The sequence below is a fragment of the Nocardioides bigeumensis genome, from assembly GCF_039531755.1.
GTDB lineage: Bacteria > Actinomycetota > Actinomycetes > Propionibacteriales > Nocardioidaceae > Nocardioides > Nocardioides bigeumensis.
The window spans coordinates 264,399-283,014 of sequence record NZ_BAAAQQ010000002.1 but is presented as its reverse complement, the minus strand read 5'-3'; the positions used below and the strand labels follow the sequence as shown (position 1 = coordinate 283,014).

General features: G+C 69.8%; 19 protein-coding genes. 7 read left to right on the top strand and 12 right to left on the bottom strand.

Translation table 11 applies throughout. The features are described from left to right. Positions 1–22: 22 nt before the first annotated feature. Complete coding sequence (locus ABD295_RS02570; RefSeq protein WP_344302040.1) at positions 23–2,497, bottom strand: immune inhibitor A domain-containing protein; 2,475 nt, start codon at positions 2,495–2,497, stop codon at positions 23–25. Between the two features lie 279 nt (positions 2,498–2,776). Next, a complete protein-coding gene (serA, locus tag ABD295_RS02565; protein ID WP_344302039.1) occupies positions 2,777–4,372 on the bottom strand; it encodes a phosphoglycerate dehydrogenase in 1,596 nt (531 codons plus the stop codon). 520 nt (positions 4,373–4,892) lie between these two features. On the opposite strand from serA, the gene ABD295_RS02560 reads away from it, so the two are divergent. Further along, the gene (locus tag ABD295_RS02560; protein ID WP_344302038.1) at positions 4,893–6,074 is read left to right on the top strand and encodes a DUF4832 domain-containing protein; all 1,182 of its coding nucleotides are present in this window, start codon (positions 4,893–4,895) and stop codon (positions 6,072–6,074) included. Between the two features lie 4 nt (positions 6,075–6,078). Here the strand turns inward: ABD295_RS02560 and ABD295_RS02555 are convergent, their stop codons facing one another. Both ABD295_RS02555 and ABD295_RS02550 read right to left on the bottom strand, forming a co-directional pair. Beyond that, complete coding sequence (locus tag ABD295_RS02555) at positions 6,079–6,447, bottom strand: DNA polymerase ligase N-terminal domain-containing protein (RefSeq protein ID WP_344302037.1); 369 nt, start codon at positions 6,445–6,447, stop codon at positions 6,079–6,081. Beyond that, positions 6,444–6,950: a rhomboid family intramembrane serine protease gene (locus tag ABD295_RS02550; RefSeq protein WP_344302698.1), complete on the bottom strand. Its 507-nt coding sequence runs from the start codon at positions 6,948–6,950 to the stop codon at positions 6,444–6,446. Before ABD295_RS02550 ends, ABD295_RS02555 begins: the two co-directional genes overlap by 4 nt. A 545-nt stretch (positions 6,951–7,495) precedes the next feature. Between ABD295_RS02550 and ABD295_RS02545 the strand changes: the two genes are divergently transcribed. After that, entirely contained in the window at positions 7,496–8,791 is a 1,296-nt protein-coding gene (locus tag ABD295_RS02545; RefSeq protein ID WP_344302036.1) for an HNH endonuclease signature motif containing protein, read from the top strand. A 133-nt stretch (positions 8,792–8,924) separates the two neighbouring features. On the opposite strand, the gene ABD295_RS02540 is transcribed toward ABD295_RS02545, so the two are convergent. The 4 genes from ABD295_RS02540 to ABD295_RS02525 are packed head-to-tail and all read right to left on the bottom strand — an operon-like array spanning position 8,925 to position 12,507. Then, entirely contained in the window at positions 8,925–9,062 is a 138-nt protein-coding gene (locus ABD295_RS02540) for a pyrimidine dimer DNA glycosylase/endonuclease V (protein WP_344302035.1), read from the bottom strand. A gap of 37 nt (positions 9,063–9,099) precedes the next feature. Continuing rightward, on the bottom strand, positions 9,100–10,128 hold the full coding sequence (ilvC, locus tag ABD295_RS02535; protein ID WP_344302033.1) for a ketol-acid reductoisomerase: 1,029 nt from the start codon (positions 10,126–10,128) through the stop codon (positions 9,100–9,102). A gap of 55 nt (positions 10,129–10,183) precedes the next feature. Next, entirely contained in the window at positions 10,184–10,720 is a 537-nt protein-coding gene (gene ilvN, locus ABD295_RS02530; RefSeq protein WP_344302032.1) for an acetolactate synthase small subunit, read from the bottom strand. Further along, complete coding sequence (locus ABD295_RS02525) at positions 10,720–12,507, bottom strand: acetolactate synthase large subunit (protein ID WP_344302031.1); 1,788 nt, start codon at positions 12,505–12,507, stop codon at positions 10,720–10,722. The genes ilvN and ABD295_RS02525 overlap by 1 nt, the downstream gene beginning before the upstream one ends. 220 nt (positions 12,508–12,727) lie before the next feature. Here ABD295_RS02525 and ABD295_RS02520 point away from each other — a divergent pair, with 220 nt between their 5' ends. Next, entirely contained in the window at positions 12,728–13,360 is a 633-nt protein-coding gene (locus ABD295_RS02520) for a LysE family translocator (protein WP_344302030.1), read from the top strand. Here the strand turns inward: ABD295_RS02520 and ABD295_RS02515 are convergent. The 3 genes from ABD295_RS02515 to ABD295_RS02505 are packed head-to-tail and all read right to left on the bottom strand — an operon-like array spanning position 13,357 to position 14,887. Continuing rightward, positions 13,357–13,692, bottom strand: coding sequence for a 4a-hydroxytetrahydrobiopterin dehydratase (locus tag ABD295_RS02515; protein ID WP_344302029.1), 336 nt, complete (start codon positions 13,690–13,692; stop codon positions 13,357–13,359). The genes ABD295_RS02520 and ABD295_RS02515 overlap by 4 nt on opposite strands. Before the next feature lie 54 nt (positions 13,693–13,746). Next, positions 13,747–14,163, bottom strand: coding sequence for a VOC family protein (locus tag ABD295_RS02510; protein WP_344302028.1), 417 nt, complete (start codon positions 14,161–14,163; stop codon positions 13,747–13,749). Between the two features lie 4 nt (positions 14,164–14,167). Further along, complete coding sequence (locus ABD295_RS02505) at positions 14,168–14,887, bottom strand: GNAT family N-acetyltransferase (RefSeq protein WP_344302026.1); 720 nt, start codon at positions 14,885–14,887, stop codon at positions 14,168–14,170. A 33-nt stretch (positions 14,888–14,920) separates the two neighbouring features. On the opposite strand from ABD295_RS02505, the gene ABD295_RS02500 reads away from it, so the two are divergent. Then, entirely contained in the window at positions 14,921–15,589 is a 669-nt protein-coding gene (locus ABD295_RS02500; protein ID WP_344302025.1) for a Pr6Pr family membrane protein, read from the top strand. Here the strand turns inward: ABD295_RS02500 and ABD295_RS02495 are convergent. After that, complete coding sequence (locus ABD295_RS02495; protein ID WP_344302024.1) at positions 15,579–16,607, bottom strand: S66 family peptidase; 1,029 nt, start codon at positions 16,605–16,607, stop codon at positions 15,579–15,581. The two genes, ABD295_RS02500 and ABD295_RS02495, sit on opposite strands and share 11 nt — an antisense overlap. A gap of 79 nt (positions 16,608–16,686) precedes the next feature. Between ABD295_RS02495 and ABD295_RS02490 the strand changes: the two genes are divergently transcribed. From ABD295_RS02490 to ABD295_RS02480, 3 genes are read left to right on the top strand one after another with little or no spacing between them, the layout of a single operon-like run. Beyond that, positions 16,687–17,001, top strand: a complete 315-nt coding sequence (locus ABD295_RS02490; protein WP_344302697.1) for a WXG100 family type VII secretion target — start codon at positions 16,687–16,689, stop codon at positions 16,999–17,001. Beyond that, complete coding sequence (locus tag ABD295_RS02485; protein WP_344302023.1) at positions 17,001–17,327, top strand: WXG100 family type VII secretion target; 327 nt, start codon at positions 17,001–17,003, stop codon at positions 17,325–17,327. The genes ABD295_RS02490 and ABD295_RS02485 overlap by 1 nt, the downstream gene beginning before the upstream one ends. Beyond that, complete coding sequence (locus ABD295_RS02480; RefSeq protein ID WP_344302022.1) at positions 17,324–18,616, top strand: colicin D domain-containing protein; 1,293 nt, start codon at positions 17,324–17,326, stop codon at positions 18,614–18,616. The genes ABD295_RS02485 and ABD295_RS02480 overlap by 4 nt, the downstream gene beginning before the upstream one ends.

Sequence of the window (18,616 nt, the reverse complement as noted above, 5' to 3'; positions counted from 1 at the left end):
GGGATGGAGCTAGCAGTGCAGATCAGCCCTTCGGGGCCACGTCCACCTTCAGCACACCGTCGCGGAACCCGCCACGCACGCTGATCGTGGTGCCCGTCTTCGGCACGTCCACGCTGTACCAGCCGGGCTGGTAGCGACCCACGTGGGCACCGGTGACGCCGTGCCCGTCGCCGTTGAACCAGTAGGTCTTCGTGTCGTCGAAGGTCGGGATCGCCGGCGAGGAGGGGATGGTGGCCGTCTGGGTCACCACGGTTCCGCCCGGACCCGCCACCTCGCGGTGGAGGGTGATCGCGTCGGTCGCCTCGGTCCCGAAGGTCGAGTCGAACGACAGGATCCGGTTGCGCAGCAGGGTGTTGTCCGCCCAGTGCGTGAAGCCCGGACGGGCGTCTACGGGGAGGATGAGGCCGCCGCCGGGGTGGTCTCCGACGTTGTTGTCCTCGAACTCCTCGTTCCAGTACGACACGAGCATCCCGTTCTGGTACGGGTACGTCTCCACCCAGTCCGGCCGGGTGAGGCCGTAGGAGAAGTTGTACGCCGTCCTGAGCGAGCTGTCGTAGCCGTCGTACTGACGGTTCTCGGCCACGTAGGCGTTGAACTCGGCACGCTCGGCGATGGTCGTCGCGATGGAGAACCCGTCAAAGGTCCAGCCCTCGTCCGACTCGGCGTTGCCGATGACCGTGCCCCCGATGCGGATGTCGTCGACCCGGAAGCCCGAGGGGGCCTCCGCACCGTCGGTCTGGTAGCGGAACCGCACGCCGTTGGTGCCGGCGGGCAGCGTCGCGGTGAGCTGGGTCCACGCGGCACGCGTCCCGGTGATGCCGGTCAGCGAGCCGTTGAAGCCGCTCTGGTCACCGGAGTTGTCCGACAGGTTCGTCAGCACCGGGACCCAGGTCTGGCCGCCGTTGGTCGTGGCCTCGAGGAACGCGTAGTCCCAGTCGGTCTCGATCTCGTGGCGGACCTGTGCCGTCAACGCCGTGCCGGTGGTACCCAGCTTGGTCATCGTGTTGTTCAGGTTGTTCCCGTTGCCGGAGTAGAACTGGTGCGTTCCCTCGTAGGGCGTCCCGACGTCGAACTGCACGATGTTGTCGGGCAGCACGACGAACAGCGCCTGCTTGCCGTTGCGGGTCGCGGGCACGTTGGCCGACAGCCGGTGTGACGACTTCTCGCCCGCGGACGCGACGTCGTAGAACGGCCCCTGGTTGCCCTGCGCGTTCAACCAGCCGAGCTGGAACAGCTCCCAGACACCCAGGTCGGTCGGGGCGTCGCCGATGCCCTCGGAGCCGCCGTCGCCGATGTTGGCGCCGGACGACATCAGGGACCAGAAGGCGGTGTTGTTCTCGGCGCCTCCGGTGTTGCCGGAGGTGTCGTAGAGGTCGGGCAGGCCGAGGTCGTGACCGTACTCGTGCGCGAAAACGCCGAGGCCGCCGTTCTCCGGCTGGATGGTGTAGTCGCCGACCCACACATCGGTTGAGTTGTCCGGCAACGTGATGCCACCGGTCACACCGCCCGAGCCGATGTTGAAGCCGGGAATTCCGTTGGGGTGCTGGCTCAGGGCTGCACGCCAGCGGTGGCTCCAGATCGCGTCACTGCCGAACGTCGGGTCGCCCGCGGCCTGGTCACCACCGGCGTGCACGATCTGGAAGTGGTCGATGAAGTTGTCCGGCTCGTCGTAATTGCCGTCGCCGTCGATGTCGTAGCGGTCCTGGACGTCGAACGTCTTCAGGTACGCCTGGATGTCGGCCAAGGACTTGCCGCTGTCGAGCTGGTCCGCGGTCCAGACGTTCATCGCGTCACGGAGGAGGAACCAGGTGTTGTTGCAGACGATGTCGCCGCAGAAGTCACGGCCGTAGCGGGCCTCGTTGAAGGGCACCTTGACCCACTCGGTCACGTCACCGTCGAAGGTGTAGCGACCCGAGGACTGGGTTTCGTAGTACTTCCGCATCCGGTTGAAGTACATGTCGCGGTAGTGGTCCGCGCTGTAGTCGGTCTGGTGCAGCGTGGAGTTGTCGACGGCGCGGTCGGGAGCCGGGATCGTGTTGTGCAGCGGGCCGTCGTACTCCTGCGGGGTGCCGTCGGAGGGATACGTGCAGGGCTGGGTGCCTGGGGGCTCTACGGCCTCGGCATCGCAGTACGCCGGGTGGCGCCGCTCGGTGTCGAACTCGGCCAGCACCACGAAGATGCGGTCCTTGCCCTCCACCTCGAGCGGCACGGTCTTGTTCTTGCCGCTGCCCTTGAAGGGCTTCTTGCCCTGGAGCTTGCGCTGTAGCGCGGCCTGCTTCTGGGCTTCGCGCTTCTTCGCGAGTGCCCAGGTCTCCTCGCGGACGTGGCCCCTGTCCTGGTCGGCCTTCTTGGCCGCGGCCACGTAGGCCTTGGATGGCTTCTTGGGCGCCTGCGCCGAGGCGCCGACGGTAGCGGAGGCGAAGACGCCGCCCCCCAGGAGTGTCGTCGCGACGAGCAGTACCAAGCCTTGGCGACGACGTCGGTGGATGCGGTTCACATGGGTTCCTTGTCTCCTTGGCCGCTCGACGGATCGCGCCGAGTCGGACCTGACGGACGGCGGGCAGACTGGTTCCCGAGCTCAGGCCGCGACACGACCGAGACGGCAGGCCAGCCTTCCCACCGCTCGGCATCCTGCGCTCGCACCGACTGTTGCCGATACACCCGACCGGTCCGTCAGGTCGCATCGTTATCGATTCGTGACAATTGTCCACGACGACGGCTCAGAAAGGCGGCATCCTTTGCCGTCGCGGTCTTGACGAAGCCCCACGTGTGAGAGTCAGACGAGGTTCACGCCACGCACCTTGGCCGCGTCGATCGCGACCGCGATCTCGTCGAGCGCCTCGGCCGGGATCGCCGAGTCCACCGACAGCGCCACCAGGGCGGCGCCGCCCTTCTCGTCGCGGGAGACCTGCATGCCGGCGATGTTGACCGCCGACTCCCCGAGGATCCGGCCGACGGTCCCGACGACACCGGGACGGTCCTCGTAGGTGAAGAACGCGAGGTGGTCGGTCGGCTCCAGGTCGACGGCGAAGCCGTTGACCTCGACCAGCCGCTCCTTCTGCGACAGCCCGACCAAGGTGCCGCTCACCGACACCTGCGAGCCGTCGACGAGGGTGCCGCGGATGGTGATGAGGTTGCGGTGGTCGGGGCTCTCCGCATCGGTGACCAGGCGTACGGCGGTGCCGCGCTCGGCCGCGAGCAGCGGGGCGTTCACGTAGGACACCTGGTCCTCGACGATGTCGTGGAAGATCCCCTTGAGCGCCGCGAGCTCGAGCACCTTGACGTCGAACTCGGTGATCTCGCCACGGACCTCGACGTCGACCTGCTGGGCGACCTCGCCGGCCAGGGCGGTGAAGACGCGGCCGAGCCGCTCGGTGAGCGGCAGCCCGGGACGCACGTCCTCGGCGATGACCCCGCCCTGCACGTTGACCGCGTCCGGCACCAGCTCGCCGGCGAGCGCGAGCCGCACCGAGCGGGCGACGGCGACGCCGGCCTTCTCCTGCGCCTCGTCGGTCGACGCGCCCAGGTGCGGGGTGGCGACGACGTTCTCGAGCTCGAAGAGCGGGCTGTCGGTGCAGGGCTCCTTGGCGAAGACGTCGAGCCCGGCGGCCGCGATGCGACCGGTCTTGAGCGCGTCGTACAGCGCTTCTTCGTCGACGATCCCCCCGCGGGCGGCGTTGACCAGGACGAGGGACGGCTTGACGCGGGCCAGCTCGTCGGCACCGATGAGCCCGGCGGTCTCGGGCGTCTTGGGCAGGTGGACGGACATGAAGTCAGACTCGGCCAGCAAGGTGTCGAGGTCGACGAGGCGGACGCCCATCTGGGCGGCGCGGCCGGCCTGGACGTAGGGGTCGTAGGCGATGACCGACATGCCGAAGGCCGAGAGCCGCTGGGCGACCAGGACGCCGATCCGGCCGAGGCCGACGATGCCGACGGTCTTCTCGTAGAGCTCGATGCCGGTGTAGCGCGAACGCTTCCACTCGCCGTTCTTGAGCGCCGCGTGCGCCGGCGAGAGATGGCGGGCCGCGGCCAGCATCAACGCGACGGCGAGCTCGGCTGCGCTGACGATGTTGGAGGTCGGTGCGTTGACCACCATGACGCCCGACTGGGTCGCGGCCTTGACGTCGACGTTGTCGAGCCCGACACCGGCGCGGGCCACGACCTTCAGGCGAGGTGCGGCCGCCAGCGCCTCGGCGTCGACCTTGGTGGCCGAGCGCACCAGGATCGCGTCGGCGTCTCCGATCGCGCCCAGCAGGGACTCGCGGTCGGACCCGTCACAGCTGCGGATCTCGAAGTCGGGCCCGAGCGCCTCGACGGTCGCAGGGCTGAGCTCTTCGGCGATCAGGACTACCGGGCGGGTCTGTGGGGTCACAGCGTGAGGTCCTCGCGATGATGTGGCGACGATGGGTGCCTGCGGAGGGCAGGCGTGCGCACGACGCTGTGCGCCGCCCAGCCTACCCGTGGCTGCCGCCACGACGTGGCGGTGTCCAGCCTCGAGCCCCTGAATGGGAACCGATGGCTCGCACGGGCGGCTGCGCAAGGTCCGAACGGACTACTCCGGCATAGCCCACTCGGGCTAAACACCTCGGACGGACGCCCCAACCTTGGCCGAAACCCTCAGTCGGTGCTTGACCTTCCTTAGGGTCAGTCCAACACCTCAACGGGCTCCCCCCAGTTGACCCCCCGCAACGCTCGAAGGTCGTCCGCCGGAAATGAATTTCCGCTCCATGGTTGTCCCCGCGCTCGCGCTGACACTCGCCACTGCTGTGCTCTATCGCCCAGCCCCCCCGATTGGCGAAACGGTCAGCGCGAGCGCGCGGGTCCATTCCGAGGAGTCGCGGACCGCGACCTACCGGCCCCGGGTGATCGGCCCCAGGGGCGAGGCCGCTGAGGTGCCTAACTCGTTCCGTGGCCAGTACGCCTGGCTCGGACAGGCAGCCCAGCCGGCCGGGTGGCCGACCACCGATGTGTACTACCGGGACCAGGTCCCGTGGGGACGCATCGAACCCACCGCCGGCAGCTTCGACCTCCGGTGGTTCGAAGCGGGCCTCGAGGCAGCCCAGCAGAGCGGTGGCCGCTTCGGCTTCCGCGTGCTGGCGTACTGCCCCGGTTGCTGGTTCGACGACGCCACACCCTCCTTCGTGCCGCTGCAGCCCGGAACCGACATCCCCGACTGGAACAGCGAAGCCTTCCTGTCCGGCTGGGAGCGGCTCATGGGCGAGCTCGGGACCCGCTACGACGACGACCCACGCATGGGGTGGGTCGACGTCGGCGGTTACGGCGCCTGGGGAGAGGGGCACGTGTCGTCGGGTCAGAAGATCTCGGACGCGAACGCCGCCCGTGTGGTCCGGGCGGTGATCACCGCATTCCCGTCGAAGCACGTGGTGCTGAACGCGATGGACCCGCGTCATGTGCTGGCGGCGATGCGCGCCCATCCGCAGCTCGGACTGCGGGTCGACTGCCTCGGCGAGGTCGACATGTTCTCGGTGCTCGCCACGAGCCCCGAGATGCAGGAGCGGTGGAAGACCGCGCCGGTGCTGAGCGAGTGGTGCGGCACGCCGACGACCAGCACGGTCCTGGGCGCCCGCCAGGTGCGGGACTTCCACATCTCCCAGGTCTCCAGCGGCAACCTCAAACCGGCGTACCCGGATCGATCAGCCCAGGAACAGCGGGGTTTCCGCGCCGCCGCGCTCGCGGCGGGATTCCGCTACGAGGTACGCAAGGTGACCGTTCCGAAGCGGATCGGTCGCGGTGACAAGCTGACGGTGGTCAGCCGCTGGCGCAACTCGGGGTCCGCGCCGACGTACGACGACTGGGACGTCGTTCTCCAAGTGCGTGACGCACGGGGCGAGACCGTCGCTACGCGGCCGCTCGGGGTGCAGCTGGGGCGGCTGCTGCCGGGCAAGCGGACCTATTCGTCCAAGCTCCGCCTGCCCAGGCTGCCCGAGGGCAGGTATCGGCTCGCGCTGTCGGTGGTGGACCCCGCCGGCTATCTCGCCCCGATGAACCTGGCCATCCAGGGACGGCGGGCCGACGGGTCGTACCCCGTCGGCAAGGTCCGCGTCACCCGCTGACCTGTCACGGGTCGAACCGGGGCTGCACCTTGGTGCGGTGCAGCAGCCAGTCGCGCCCGGTGTCGATGAGCGCGTAGCGACGGCTGCCCTCACGCCCGTGCAGCACGAACACGAACCGCTTCGCGGTGCGGTCCTCCAGCTCCCACCAGCCCGTGTCGGCGATGTCCTTGTCGGGGTCGGTGTACGTCGCGTGCTCCAGGTCGTGGTCGTCCACGGCGACCGCGAGCCGATCGCGCCGGACGTCGGTGGGCATCCCCTTGGGCACCGCCCACGAGCGCAGCACGCCGTCCTCCTCGAGCCTGAGGTCGAAGTGGGGTGCGGGCTTGCGGTGCTCGTGCAAGACGAACACCGGACGCCCAGCGGTGTCGGTCATGGTCGGCTGGGCGTGCGGTGCAGCCAACGGGCGGCGAGCACTCCCCCGATCGCGCCGCCCAGGTGGCCCTGCCAGCTGATGCCGACGGCGCCGGGGAGCACGCCCCACAGGATGCCGCCGTACAGGAGGAAGACCACGATCCCGATTCCGACCTGCGCGAAGCTCCCGGAGTAGAAACCGCGGACCAGGAGGTAGGTCAGCCAACCGAAGACCACCCCGCTCGCGCCGAGAGTGATCGAGCTGGGCGGAGAGAACAGCCAGACGGCCGCGCCCGACACCACGACGATCGTCAGTGTCGTCCACGCCCATTTCCGCCAACCGTCGAGCAGCACCAAGGTGCCGAGCAGCAGGAATGGCAGGGAGTTGCCGATCAGGTGCTGCCAGCCGCCGTGCAACCACGGCGCCAAGAAGATGCTGACCAAGCCCTCGTCAGTCTGCGGCCTGATGCCGTAAGGGTCCAGGGAGTGTCGGGTCGCCTGGTCGTACGCCTCCAGCACCCACATGAACGCCACGAGCCCGCCGACCACAAGGACCGCGGTCGGGAACGCGACCTTGCCACCCGACGGTCGCGTCTGCACCGTGCTCATGCCTCGATTCTGCCAAGCGCACGCAACGCGATGGCCGGCGGTGACCACTGGTCGAGGACGTCGCCCAGCCTTCCCGGTGGTCGAGGAGGCCGCCCAGCGCCCCGGTGGTCGAGGACGTCGCGCCACGCGCCCGGTGGTCGAGCAGCGAGCGAAGCGAGCGGAAAGTCGAGACCACCACCCGGTGGTCGAGGAGGCCACCCAGCGCCCCGGCGGTCGAGGACGTCGCGCCACGCGCCCGGTGGTCGAGGAGGCCACCCAGCGCCCCGGCGGTCGAGGACGCCACCCAGCGCCCCGGTGGTCGAGCAGCGAGCGAAGCGAGCGGAAAGTCGAGACCACCACCCGGCAGTCGAGGAGCTGGCGCAGCGACCGTCACCAGACCCCGGAAGCGTGCGAGACCACCTGTGGAACAAGGCCCTGCGACCCGGGGGGCGTTGTCGGTGGCCACTGCTTGGATTGGTGACATGACAGCAGCACGCGACCACGAGCCGGGTCTCGACGACCTCGGCCCCACCGCGCTGCTCGACGCCCTCGCCACTGTGGACCGCAGGTCGCGGCAGGCCGAGGCCGACAAGCTCGCCCTGGCCTACCAATGGGCGATCACCCACCCCGCCACCACCCAGACCGGCACCTCCACCTGGGGTGGTGACTCGTTCCTGCTCACCGACGAATCACTCGGCGGCGACGGATGCCCCAGCGTGGAGGCGTTCGCCGCCGAACCCCTCGCGGTCACCCTCGAGATCTCCCCCGCCTCCGCCCGGCAGCTGATCGCCGACGCCCTCGACCTACGCCACCGACTCCCCCTGTGCCACGCCATGGTCGAGACCCTCAAGGTCCCCGCCTGGAAAGCACGCCGGGTCGCCACCGCCACCAATGCCCTGTCCCGGGAGGCCGCGGCGGAGGTCGACCGACGCCTCGCCCCCAGGCTCAAGCACGCCGGACCCCGCACCATCGACAAAGCCATCGCGATGGTGATCGCGAAGCACCAACCCGAGCAGCACGCTCAAACCGAGGAAGCCGCGACCGCCGGGTGGGAGGTCACCCTGTTCACCCCCGACACCCCCGCCTACGCCGGGACCAGCGAGCTCCACATCACCGGCGACACCCTCGGACTCACCCGCCTCTACCAACACGCCTGCCAACAAGCCGCCGCTGCGGGCAAGGCCGGCGACGACCGACCCCTCGGGGCCCGGAAAGCAGAAGCCCTCTGCGGACTCGTCAACACCCCGCCGGGCTCTCCTGACAGTCGCTGCGCGACCACCTCGACCACCAGCGAGACGGTGCTCTACGTGCACGCCGACCTGACCGACCTCCTCGACGAACCCGCCTCGACAGGCTCGACCACCGGGATCGGCGAGGTCGAGAAACTTGGCCCCCTCACCACCGCCAAGCTCCACGACTGGGTCGGCCACACCCGGGTGAAGATCCAACCCGTCATCTGGATGAACACCGGCCAAGCAGCCCACCCCGAACCCACCCTCGACCGGCACGACCCACCCGAGAGGATCCGCGAGACCGTCATCCTCCGCGACAAGACCTGCGTGTTCCCCGGCTGCCAAGTCGACGCCAGACGCTGCGACCTCGACCACATCGAGCCCTACAACCCCCACGGCCCACCCGGACAAACCAGCCCCTCCAAGCTCGCCGCCCTCTGCCGACGACACCACCGCGCCAAGACCGCAGGACTCTGGCGCTACACACGCCTGCCCACCGGCGTTTTCGAGTGGCGAGGCCCCGGCGGCATCACCGCGCTGCGCTGAATCGACTCACCCAGTGGTGCGCGAAGTCGGCCAGACGTACGGCAGGTCGTCAGGCACGTCCGGGAAGACCGGACGGTAGAAGTCCGGATCCTTGCGGACGAGCGCCGACCGGTGGCTGCGGTGCACGTCGTCGTCACCGAGCCACTGAGGCAGCTCGCAGACCGCCTCCGCGCAGCACCTGGATGCACTCGACCCGCTGCTTGCCCAGACGCTTGACGTCCAGCACGCGCGCGGACGCCTCGAAATCGGAGAACGGGAGGAAAGTCTGCACGCTCCTCCCGTTCCCGATGCGACGGCCGGCAATCAGCTCAGCGAGCGGAGCTGCCCTCGACGTAATCGGAGTCGTGACTCTTGACCCACGCCATCAGCTTGCGCAGCTCGCGGCCGGTCTGCTCGATGGGGTGCTTCTCCTCGGCCTCGCGGAACGCCTTGAACTCGGGGCCGCCGGCGTCCTGGTCGTCGATGAAGCGCTGGGCGAACGAGCCGTTCTTGATGTCCTCGAGGACGGCGATCATGTTCTCCTTCACCTGCGGGGTGATCACCCGCGAGCCGGAGACGTAGTCGCCGTACTCAGCGGTGTCGGAGACCGACCAACGCTGCTTGGCGATGCCGCCTTCGTACATCAGGTCGACGATCAGCTTCAGCTCGTGCAGGCACTCGAAGTAGGCAACCTCGGGCTGGTAGCCCGCCTCGGTCAGCACCTCGAAGCCGTACTGCACAAGCTTGGACGCGCCGCCGCAGAGCACCGCCTGCTCGCCGAAGAGGTCGGTCTCGGTCTCCTCGGTGAACGTCGTCTTGATGCCGCCCGCGCGCAGGCCGCCGATGGCCTTGGCGTACGACAGCGCGAGCGGCCAGGTCTGACCGGACTCGTCCTTCTCGACCGCGACCAGGACGGGGACGCCGCGGCCGTCGACGAACTCACGGCGGACCAGGTGTCCGGGGCCCTTGGGCGCGACCATGAAGACGTCGACGCCGGGCGGCGGGGTGATGTAGCCGAAGCGGATGTTGAAGCCGTGGCCGAAGACGAGCGTGTCGCCCTCGGCGATGTTGGGCTCGACGGACTCGGCGTACAGCTTTCGCTGCACATGGTCCGGGGCGAGGATGACGATGACGTCGGCCTCCTCGACCGCCTCGGCGGGGGTGAGGACACGAAGGCCCTCAGCCTCGGCCTTCGCCCGCGACTTGGAGCCCTCGGGCAGACCGATGCGCACGTCGACACCGGAGTCGCGCAGCGACAGCGAGTGGGCGTGACCCTGGCTTCCGTAGCCGAGGACCGCGACGTTCTTCCCCTGGATCAGGGCCAGGTCGGCGTCGTCGTCGTAGAACATCTCAGCCACAGGGGGCTCTCCTTCGTTGTTGATCGTGCTTGTCGAGATCAGTGGGATGAAAAGGTCAGCTGGCGGGGGCGATCTGCACCGGCACGGGCCGGGGGGTGCGCTCCGAGATGGACCGGCCGCCACGACCGATGGCGACCATGCCGGACTGCACGAGCTCACGGATGCCGAAGGGCTCCAGCACCGCGAGGAAGTCGGCGAGCTTGTCGACGTTGCCGGTCACCTCGATGGTGATCGCGTCGGGCGCCACGTCGACCACCTTGGCCCGGAACAGGTTGGCCGCGTCGAGCACCTGGCCCCGCGTGGCGGCGTCAGCCTTCACCTTCACCAGCAGCAGCTCGCGGTTGACCGACGCCGAGCCGTCGAGCTCGACGATCTTGATCACCTCCACGAGCTTGTTGAGCTGCTTGGTGACCTGCTCCAACGGCGACTCCTCGACGTTGACGACGATGGTCATCCGCGAGATGTCGGGGTGCTCGGTGGGGCCCACGGCCAGCGAGTTGATGTTGAAGCCGCGGCGGGCGAACAGCCCGGCGATGCGGGCCAGGACGCCTGGCTTGTCCTCGACCAGGACGGACAGGGTGTGCGTCGACATCAGAGCTCGTCCTCCTCGAAGTCCGGCGCCAGGTCGCGCGCGTACTTGATGTCGTCGTTGGAGGTCCCGGCGGCGACCATCGGCCAGACCATCGCGTCGCGGTGCACGCGGAAGTCCACCACGACGGGCACGTCGTCGACCTCCATGGCCTTGCGGATCGTGGCGTCCACGTCGCCGGGCGAGTCGCAGGAGAGCCCGACCGCGCCGTAGGCCTCCGCTAGCTTGACGAAGTCGGGGATCCGCCGGTCGGCGCCGGTGTGGAGGTCGGTGTTGGAGTAGCGCTCGTTGTAGAAGAGCGTCTGCCACTGCCGGACCATGCCGAGCGACTCGTTGTTGATGACCGCCACCTTGATCGGGATGCCCTCGATGGTGCAGGTGGCGAGCTCCTGGTTGGTCATCTGGAAGCAGCCGTCGCCGTCGACGGCCCACACGGTCGCGTCGGGCCGGCCGACCTTGGCGCCCATCGCCGCGGGGACCGAGAAGCCCATGGTGCCGAGGCCGCCGGAGTTGATCCAGGTGCGGGGGTTCTCGTAGCCGATGAACTGGGCCGCCCACATCTGGTGCTGGCCGACCCCGCTGACGTAGATCGCCTCGGGTCCGACGAGCGCACTCAGCCGCTCCATCACCAGCTGCGGGGCGAGGGAGCCGTCCGCCGGGGCGTCGTAGCCGACCGGGTAGCGCTTCTTGATGCCCGCGAGGAACTCCACCCACTGCTCGTAGTCGCCGGTCGTGCCGGCGTCGGCGTCGGCCTTGAGCGCGACGATCAGGTCGCTGATCACCTCACGGCAGTCGCCCACGATCGGCACGTCGGTGAAACGGTTCTTGCCGATCTCGGCCGGGTCGATGTCGGCGTGGATGATCTTGGCGTTCGGGGCGAACGAGTCGAGGTTGCCGGTGACCCGGTCGTCGAAGCGGGCGCCCAGGCTGATGATCAGGTCGGAGCGCTGCAGGCCCGCGACGGCGGCGACGGTGCCGTGCATCCCGGGCATGCCGAGGTGCTGCGGGTGGCTGTCGGGGAACGCACCCCGCGCCATCAGGGTGGTCAGCACCGGGATGCCGGTCAGCTCGGCCAGCACGCGGAGCTCGCGCCAGGCCTGCGCGCGGATCACTCCGCCGCCGACGTACAGCACCGGGCGCTTGGCCTCCTGGATCATCCGCGCGGCCTCGCGGATCTGCTTGCTGTGGGGGCGGGTCGTCGGCCGGTAGCCCGGCAGCGACAGCTCGGTCGGCCACTCGAAGGTCGTCTGTGCCTGCAGCGCCGACTTCGCCACGTCGACCAGGACCGGTCCCGGGCGCCCGCTCGAGGCGATGTGGAAGGCCTCGGCGATGGTGCGCGGGATCTCGGCGGGGTCGGTGATCAGGTAGTTGTGCTTGGTGATCGGCATCGTGATGCCGCGGATGTCGGCCTCCTGGAAGGCGTCGGTGCCGATGGCCGCCGCGCCGACCTGACCGGTGACCGCGACCATCGGCACCGAGTCCATGTGTGCGTCCGCGATCGGGGTGACCAGGTTGGTGGCGCCCGGACCACTGGTGGCCATGCAGACGCCGACGCGGCCGGTCGCCGAGGCGTAGCCGGCGGCGGCGTGACCCGCGCCCTGCTCGTGCCTGACCAAGAAGTGCCGGATCTTCGTGGAGTCCATCAAGGGGTCGTACGCCGGGAGGATGGCGCCGCCGGGGATGCCGAAGATGTGCTCGGCGCCAGCGTTCTCCAGCGACCTGATCAGGCTCTGGGCGCCGGTCATCCGCTCGGGGGCTGAGCTGGCGGAGCTCCCCTGGCTGGTGGTCATCGGTGGGTCCTGTTCTGGGATCGGGCGACAAAAAACCCCTCGGCCGAGGGCGGCGGAGGGGCGGACGCGTGAGCGGCGGGACCGGGTGGTCTCAGCTCACGCGTCGGGGACTACGAGGAGGCGCATGCACTCACGGTCCCCGGACCGCCATCCCGGCGTCAACCCAGTGTGACAGGCGTCCCACCATACGGGACTCTCGTCTCATCCCTATGCTGGCCGGGTGCTCACCTGGGACCAGGCCGCCACCTTCGGCATCGCCGCCGCGATCCTCATCGCGATCCCTGGACCGAGCGTCGTCTTCGTCGTCGGTAGGGCGCTCTCGTACGGCCGCGCCGTGGCGCTGGCCAGCGTGGTCGGCAACACCCTCGGCCTGCTGACCATCGTGCTGCTGGTCGTCGCGGGGCTCGGAGTGCTGGTCGCGGAGTCGATCGTGGTCTTCACCGTGCTCAAGCTCGTCGGCGCGGCGTACCTCGTCTATCTCGGCGTGCAGGCGATCCGGCACCGGCAGGGCTTCCGGGCGGCCGAGATCGAGGACCGCACGTTGCCGCCGCTGACCGCGATGCGCCAGGGGTACCTCGTCGGCGTCTCCAACCCCAAGGCGTTCATGATCATCGGCGCGCTGCTCCCGCAGTTCGTGCTGCCCGAAGCGGGACACGTGCCCACGCAGCTGCTCCTGCTCGGCATGGTCGCCGTCGTCATCGGCCTGGTCTCCGACTCGCTCTGGGCGGTCGTCGCGAGCCGGGTCCGCGACTGGTTCACCGCCTCGCCCAAGCGGGGTGAGGCGATCGGCGCCGTCGGCGGCGCCTCGATGATCGGCCTGGGCATCAACCTCGCCGTCACCGGTCGGGACTAGCCGCCTGCCGTGCCCTGTTGGGGCATCACGCCGAGACCGGCGGCACGCTCCGTGATCGACCGCGCCATCCGCACGTCCCGCACGGTCACTCCCCCGACGTCGTGGCTGGTCAGCAGCACCGAGACCGCGGGGTAGGTGAGGACGAGGTCGGGATGGTGGTTGACGGCCTCGGCCAGCTCGCCGATCTTGTTGACCAGCGCCAGGCCGGTGGCGAAGTCTCCGGTGTCGAACGTCGACCTCAGGCTCCCTCCGTCAGCGGCGTCGTACGTCCACGCCACGAGCTGCTCGGCGGCCACGTCGTCCTCGGACAGCACCTGCTTGTCGTCGCTCATGCGTCCAACCAAGCACGGCGCGCTGTCGCTCGGAAGCCTCCCCACGGGTGGGGGCTAGGGCAGGACGGCCTGGCCGATCTCGCCGGGGTTATAGGCGACCTCCCAGCGGAAGCCGTCGGGGTCAGCGAAGTAGCCGGAGTAGCCGCCCCACTCCCGCTCGACGGCCGCGGCGACCTGGTCCGATCCGGCGAGGCGCGCGGTCTCGAGCACGCGGTCGACGCCCGCCTTGGTCGCGCAGTTGTGCGCCAGGGTCACGGGCGGGACCCCACCCCAGCTCGGCGGGGCGCCGATCTCCGCCTCGAAGTGGTCGGCGTCCCACAGCGAGAGCACCACCTTGTCGGCGACCTTGAACATCAGCACCTCCCCCGGCACGTCCAGGGCGCTCTCCCAGCCGAGCCCGTCGACGAAGAACGCCCGGCTCGCACCGATGTCGCGCACGGCCAAGGTGATGAAGCTGACACGCTGGTCCATCTCCTCAGCCTGTCACGCCCACGGTCGTGTCGAGCCGGGACCGCTGGCGACCGTGCTCGTCGAAGTTCGTCGGGTCGAGCCAGGCGTCGTACGCCGGCCGCAGCCGGCCGAAGTCGACGTCAGTCATGGCGAACCAGTCGGTGTCGCGGTTGCGGCCCTTGTAGACCAGCGCGTTGCGGAAGCGCCCCTCATAGGTGAAGCCGAGCCGGCGCGCGGCCGCGGCCGACAGTGCGTTGTGGTGGTCGAGCTTCCACTCGTAGCGGCGGTAACCGAGGTCGTCGAACACGTGGCGCATCAGCAGCACCTGCGCCTCGGTCGCGGCGACCGTGCGCTCCAGGGCGCGGCCGTAGATGATCCCGCCGACCTCGACGCTGCCCGCCGCCGGGTCGCAGCGCATCAGTGTCGCGTGCCCCTGGGCCAGCCCGCCTCCGACCCCATCGGTGGGGACGATCGCGAACGTCACGACGGAGTCGTCGGCGACCATCCGGTCGATCAACGCGTCGGACTCCTCCCGCGACGCCGGCATCTCGTGCGGGCGGTAGGTCCAGCGCCACGCGTCGTCCGGCGCGCACAGCGCGGCGTACAACGCGTCCGCGTGCTCGGGGCCGAGCGGCTCGAGCGTGACTGTGCGCCCGGGCAGCGTCACCGGCGCCGGTCGAGGTCGGGGCGACCAGCCGGGTACGTCGTCGCCGATGGCCTGACCGTACTGGTTCGTGCGTCCCACAGGGTCAGTCTCCCGCGTCCTACGCTGACGCGCGTGAACGATGACGAGCGGTTCGCCAGGAGCTGGCACCTCGTGGTCGGCGTCGTGGCGAGTGTCGCGATCGTGGTGCAGCTGGTGCTCGCGCTCACCGGCGCCCGGGTCCTAGTCGACGAGACCGAGCCGACGACTCCCGAGACGCTCTACCGCTTCTTCGCCTACTTCACGATCCAGAGCAACCTGCTGGTGGCCGCGTCCTCGTTGATGCTGTCGCGCGATCCCTGGAGCGACGACCGGCGCTGGCGGATCGTGCGCTTCGCCGGCCTGGTCGGCATCACCGTGACGGGGCTCGTGCACTCCTTCCTGCTGCGGCCGCTGCTGGACCTCGAGGGCTTGGACTGGTGGTGCGACAAGACGCTGCACATGGGGGTGCCGGTCCTCGCGGTCCTCGGCTGGGTGCTCTTCGGGCCGCGGCCACGGGTGAGCAACCGCGAGATCGTGGTCGCGCTGGCCTGGCCGGTCGTGTGGCTGGTCGGGACGCTGGTGGTGGGCGCCGCCTCGGACTGGTTCCCCTACCCGTTCCTCGACTTCCGCGAGGAGGGCTGGCGCTCGGTCGCGGTCGTGTGCGTCGGCGTCACCGTGCTCTTCGTCGCACTCATCGCGCTCTTCCACCGGCTCGACAGGCGCCTGCCCGCCCGCGCCCAGGGGAGCCACGTCAGCGGCTGAGGTCCTGCGTGATCTCGCGCCGCTGCCCGTCCATGACGACGCGGGCCAGCGCGCCGTTGACGAGGGGCAGGTACGGCGCCACGTGGCCGCACTCGACGTCCAGGATCACCGGCACGTCGAGCTCACCGAGGGCGTCGCGCACGGCATCGTGTTGGCTCATCCCCTCGGAGCCGGGCGCAAGGGTCCTGGCCACAAGGACGGCCGAGGCGTTGTCGAACCACCCGGCGTACCGCATCGCGTGGAGGTTGCGGCAGATGGAGTACGCCTCCTCGTCGGAGGCCTCGACGTAGACGACGAGGCCGTCGGCGGCGTGCTCACGTCCGAAGCCGGCCACGTCGGCGTACGTCGCGCAGATCGCGCCCAGCACCTCGATGCACCCGCCGGCCAGGCGGCCGGTGACGTCCACGCTGCCCGCTGTCGGGTCCAGCAAGGACCAGTCGCCGGTCCCGTCGAGGTCGAACGTGTCGATCGTGGGGTTGACGGCATAGTCGTCGAAGACCCGGTCGCGGAAACGGCCGACGCCGCGCTGGGTGACCGGCCCCGTGGCCGCGGCGACGTCGGTCCAGTGCAGGAGGCCCTCGGGCGCGGCGAACGGCGTGTCCATCAGGTTCGACCCGTGCAGCGAGGCCCACCCGGTCCGCAGCGTGAGGGGCAACAGCCAGGCGGTGGTGTCGCTGTAGCCGATCGCCCACGTGGGCTCGGCAGCAGCGATCGCGTCCCAGTCCAGCTGGTCGAGGATGTCGAGACCGGTGCCGGCGCCGCCCCACGGAGGTATGACGGCGCGGATCGTCGGGTCCGTCAGCATGGCGGTGAGCTCGGCCGCGCGCTCCGCCTTGGGGGCGCTCATGACGTCCTCGCCGTCCATGCAGTCGCCGACGACGACCTCGAAGCCACGGTCGCGCAGCGCGCGCACCGCCACGTCGAAGCGCGGCACCAGCGGCGCCGGGACGCCGCTCGAGGGCGACGTGACCCCGATCCGGTCGCCGGGGCGAAGGGGCTCGGGGAGGACGATGGCCATGCGTCATGGTGTCCATCCACAGGTCGCGGATCAACGCGATTACGCGTCCGCGGTCGTGGGTAGGTTGCCCGGCGTGACGATGCAGCTGATCCTCGACGCCTTCGACAAGGGCCTCGGCGACGTGCGCGCCGCCTCCGACCGTCTCGGCACCGACCGACGCGCGATCGACCAGCGGGTGCGCGGTTTTCTCGGCAGCGGCTGGACCGGAGTGGCCGCCGACTCCTTCGTCGACGCGTGGGGCGACTGGCTGACCGCCGCGGTCGACGTCGAGGAGGGCCTCGTCGCCATGAGCGGGCTGCTCGTGGCCGCGCGCCGCGACTTCGTCGCCCAGGACGAAGCCTCCCAGCAGGCGCTGGATGCCATCTCGACGCGCATCATCGAGAGGCTCGGCTGATGGGCGGCGCCGGTGGGGCGGGCGGCGACGTCGACGACTACACCCTCGACCGGGACGACCTCGACGACGTGGTCGTCCGGCTCGAAGGCACCGAGTCGGCGCTCCTCACGCTCGCCGCCGACTTGGACAAGCAGATGGCGGTGCTGAAGGAGACCTGGGAGGGGCTTGCCGCGCAGGCACACACCGAGGCCCACCAGGAGTGGGCCCAGGGCATGGCCGCCATGAAGGAGGCGATGACCGACCTGCGCGCCGCCGCCCGGATCGCGCACGGCAACTACCTCGCGGCGGCCGACGCCAACGTGACGATGTGGGAGGGCCTGACGTGAGGCTGGAGGTCAGCGGCACCAGCTATGACTCGGCGGCCGAGGCGCTCTACGGCGCCAACCAGGTGGCCGCGATGGCCTACGACTCCCTGACGGACAAGCTCGCCGGCTACCACGCGCTCGGTGGCGACGACGCCAGCTCGGAGGAGTTCGTCGCCAGCTACGACGAGGCCGCGCAGGCGGCTGTGGACGCGCTGCGGCTGCTCGTGGACGGGCTCGGCACGCTCGGCGACGTCACCTTCGCGTCGGTGCAGAACCACCGACGAGCCAACGCCGACTCGGTCTACGGACGGGCACGACCGACGTACGACGGCGGCCTGCCCGGCGACGGACCCGTCGAGGTCACCGCCTTCACCCCGCCGACCAGCCTCGGCGGCGACAACGACGACCTGCCGGACTGGTGGAACCACGTCGTCGACCACCTCCAGGGCTTCGGCTGGCCGAGCGCCAACACCGACCAGCTCCGGGACGCCGCGACCGCGTGGGAGTCCGCCGCGAGCACCGTCGAGGGCCTCACCGGCAAGATCGACGTCGCGGTCGCCATGCTCGAGACGCAGCGCTCGCCCGAGATCCCGACCGCCCTGTCCGTCCTCGGGACCACGCGGGGTCACGTCGTCGACCTGGCTGCCCAGCTGCGTGCCCTCGGCGAGGCCTGCCGTGACTACGGCACCCAGGTCGACGAGACCCGCCAGACCATCAAGGACCTGCTGCACGACCTCGCCGTCGAGTGCGCGGTCAGCGCCGGTATCGGCGTAGGGCTGAGCTTCTTCACCTTCGGTGGGGCAGGTGTCGTGGCAGGCGGCGTGATCGCCGCGCGGGCCGTGAAGTACGCCGTGCGCATCCTCTCCGCGCTGAAGGCGCTGCGCGCTGCGCGAGCGGTCGTGCGGATCGGCGCCGTTACCGCCAAGCTCGGCCCGATCCGGCTGGCGCTCGAGAACCTCAAGACGGCGCGGGCCCTCGTGCGGATGAAGGAGCTCCCAAGGGCCAAGATGACGACGAACCTCAAGCAGCTGGAGAGCAAGTTCAAGCACGCCAAGGACTTCGGGATCGAGCTGCCACGCGGGCGTGCTGGGTTCGAGGCGTTCAAGAAGGCCCTCGATGACTTCCTCACGGCGCCTGGGACGCGCACCCGAGCCGGCACCTACCGGGGAGACTCGGTGACTATCGGCTTCGACGCGTCGACAGGCTGGGTGGTCGTGCTCAAGCCCGACGGTACGTTCGTGAGCGCATGGCGGATGTCGTACGAGCAGATCCTCAACGTGATCAAGACCGGCAAGCTAGGAGGGGGCTGA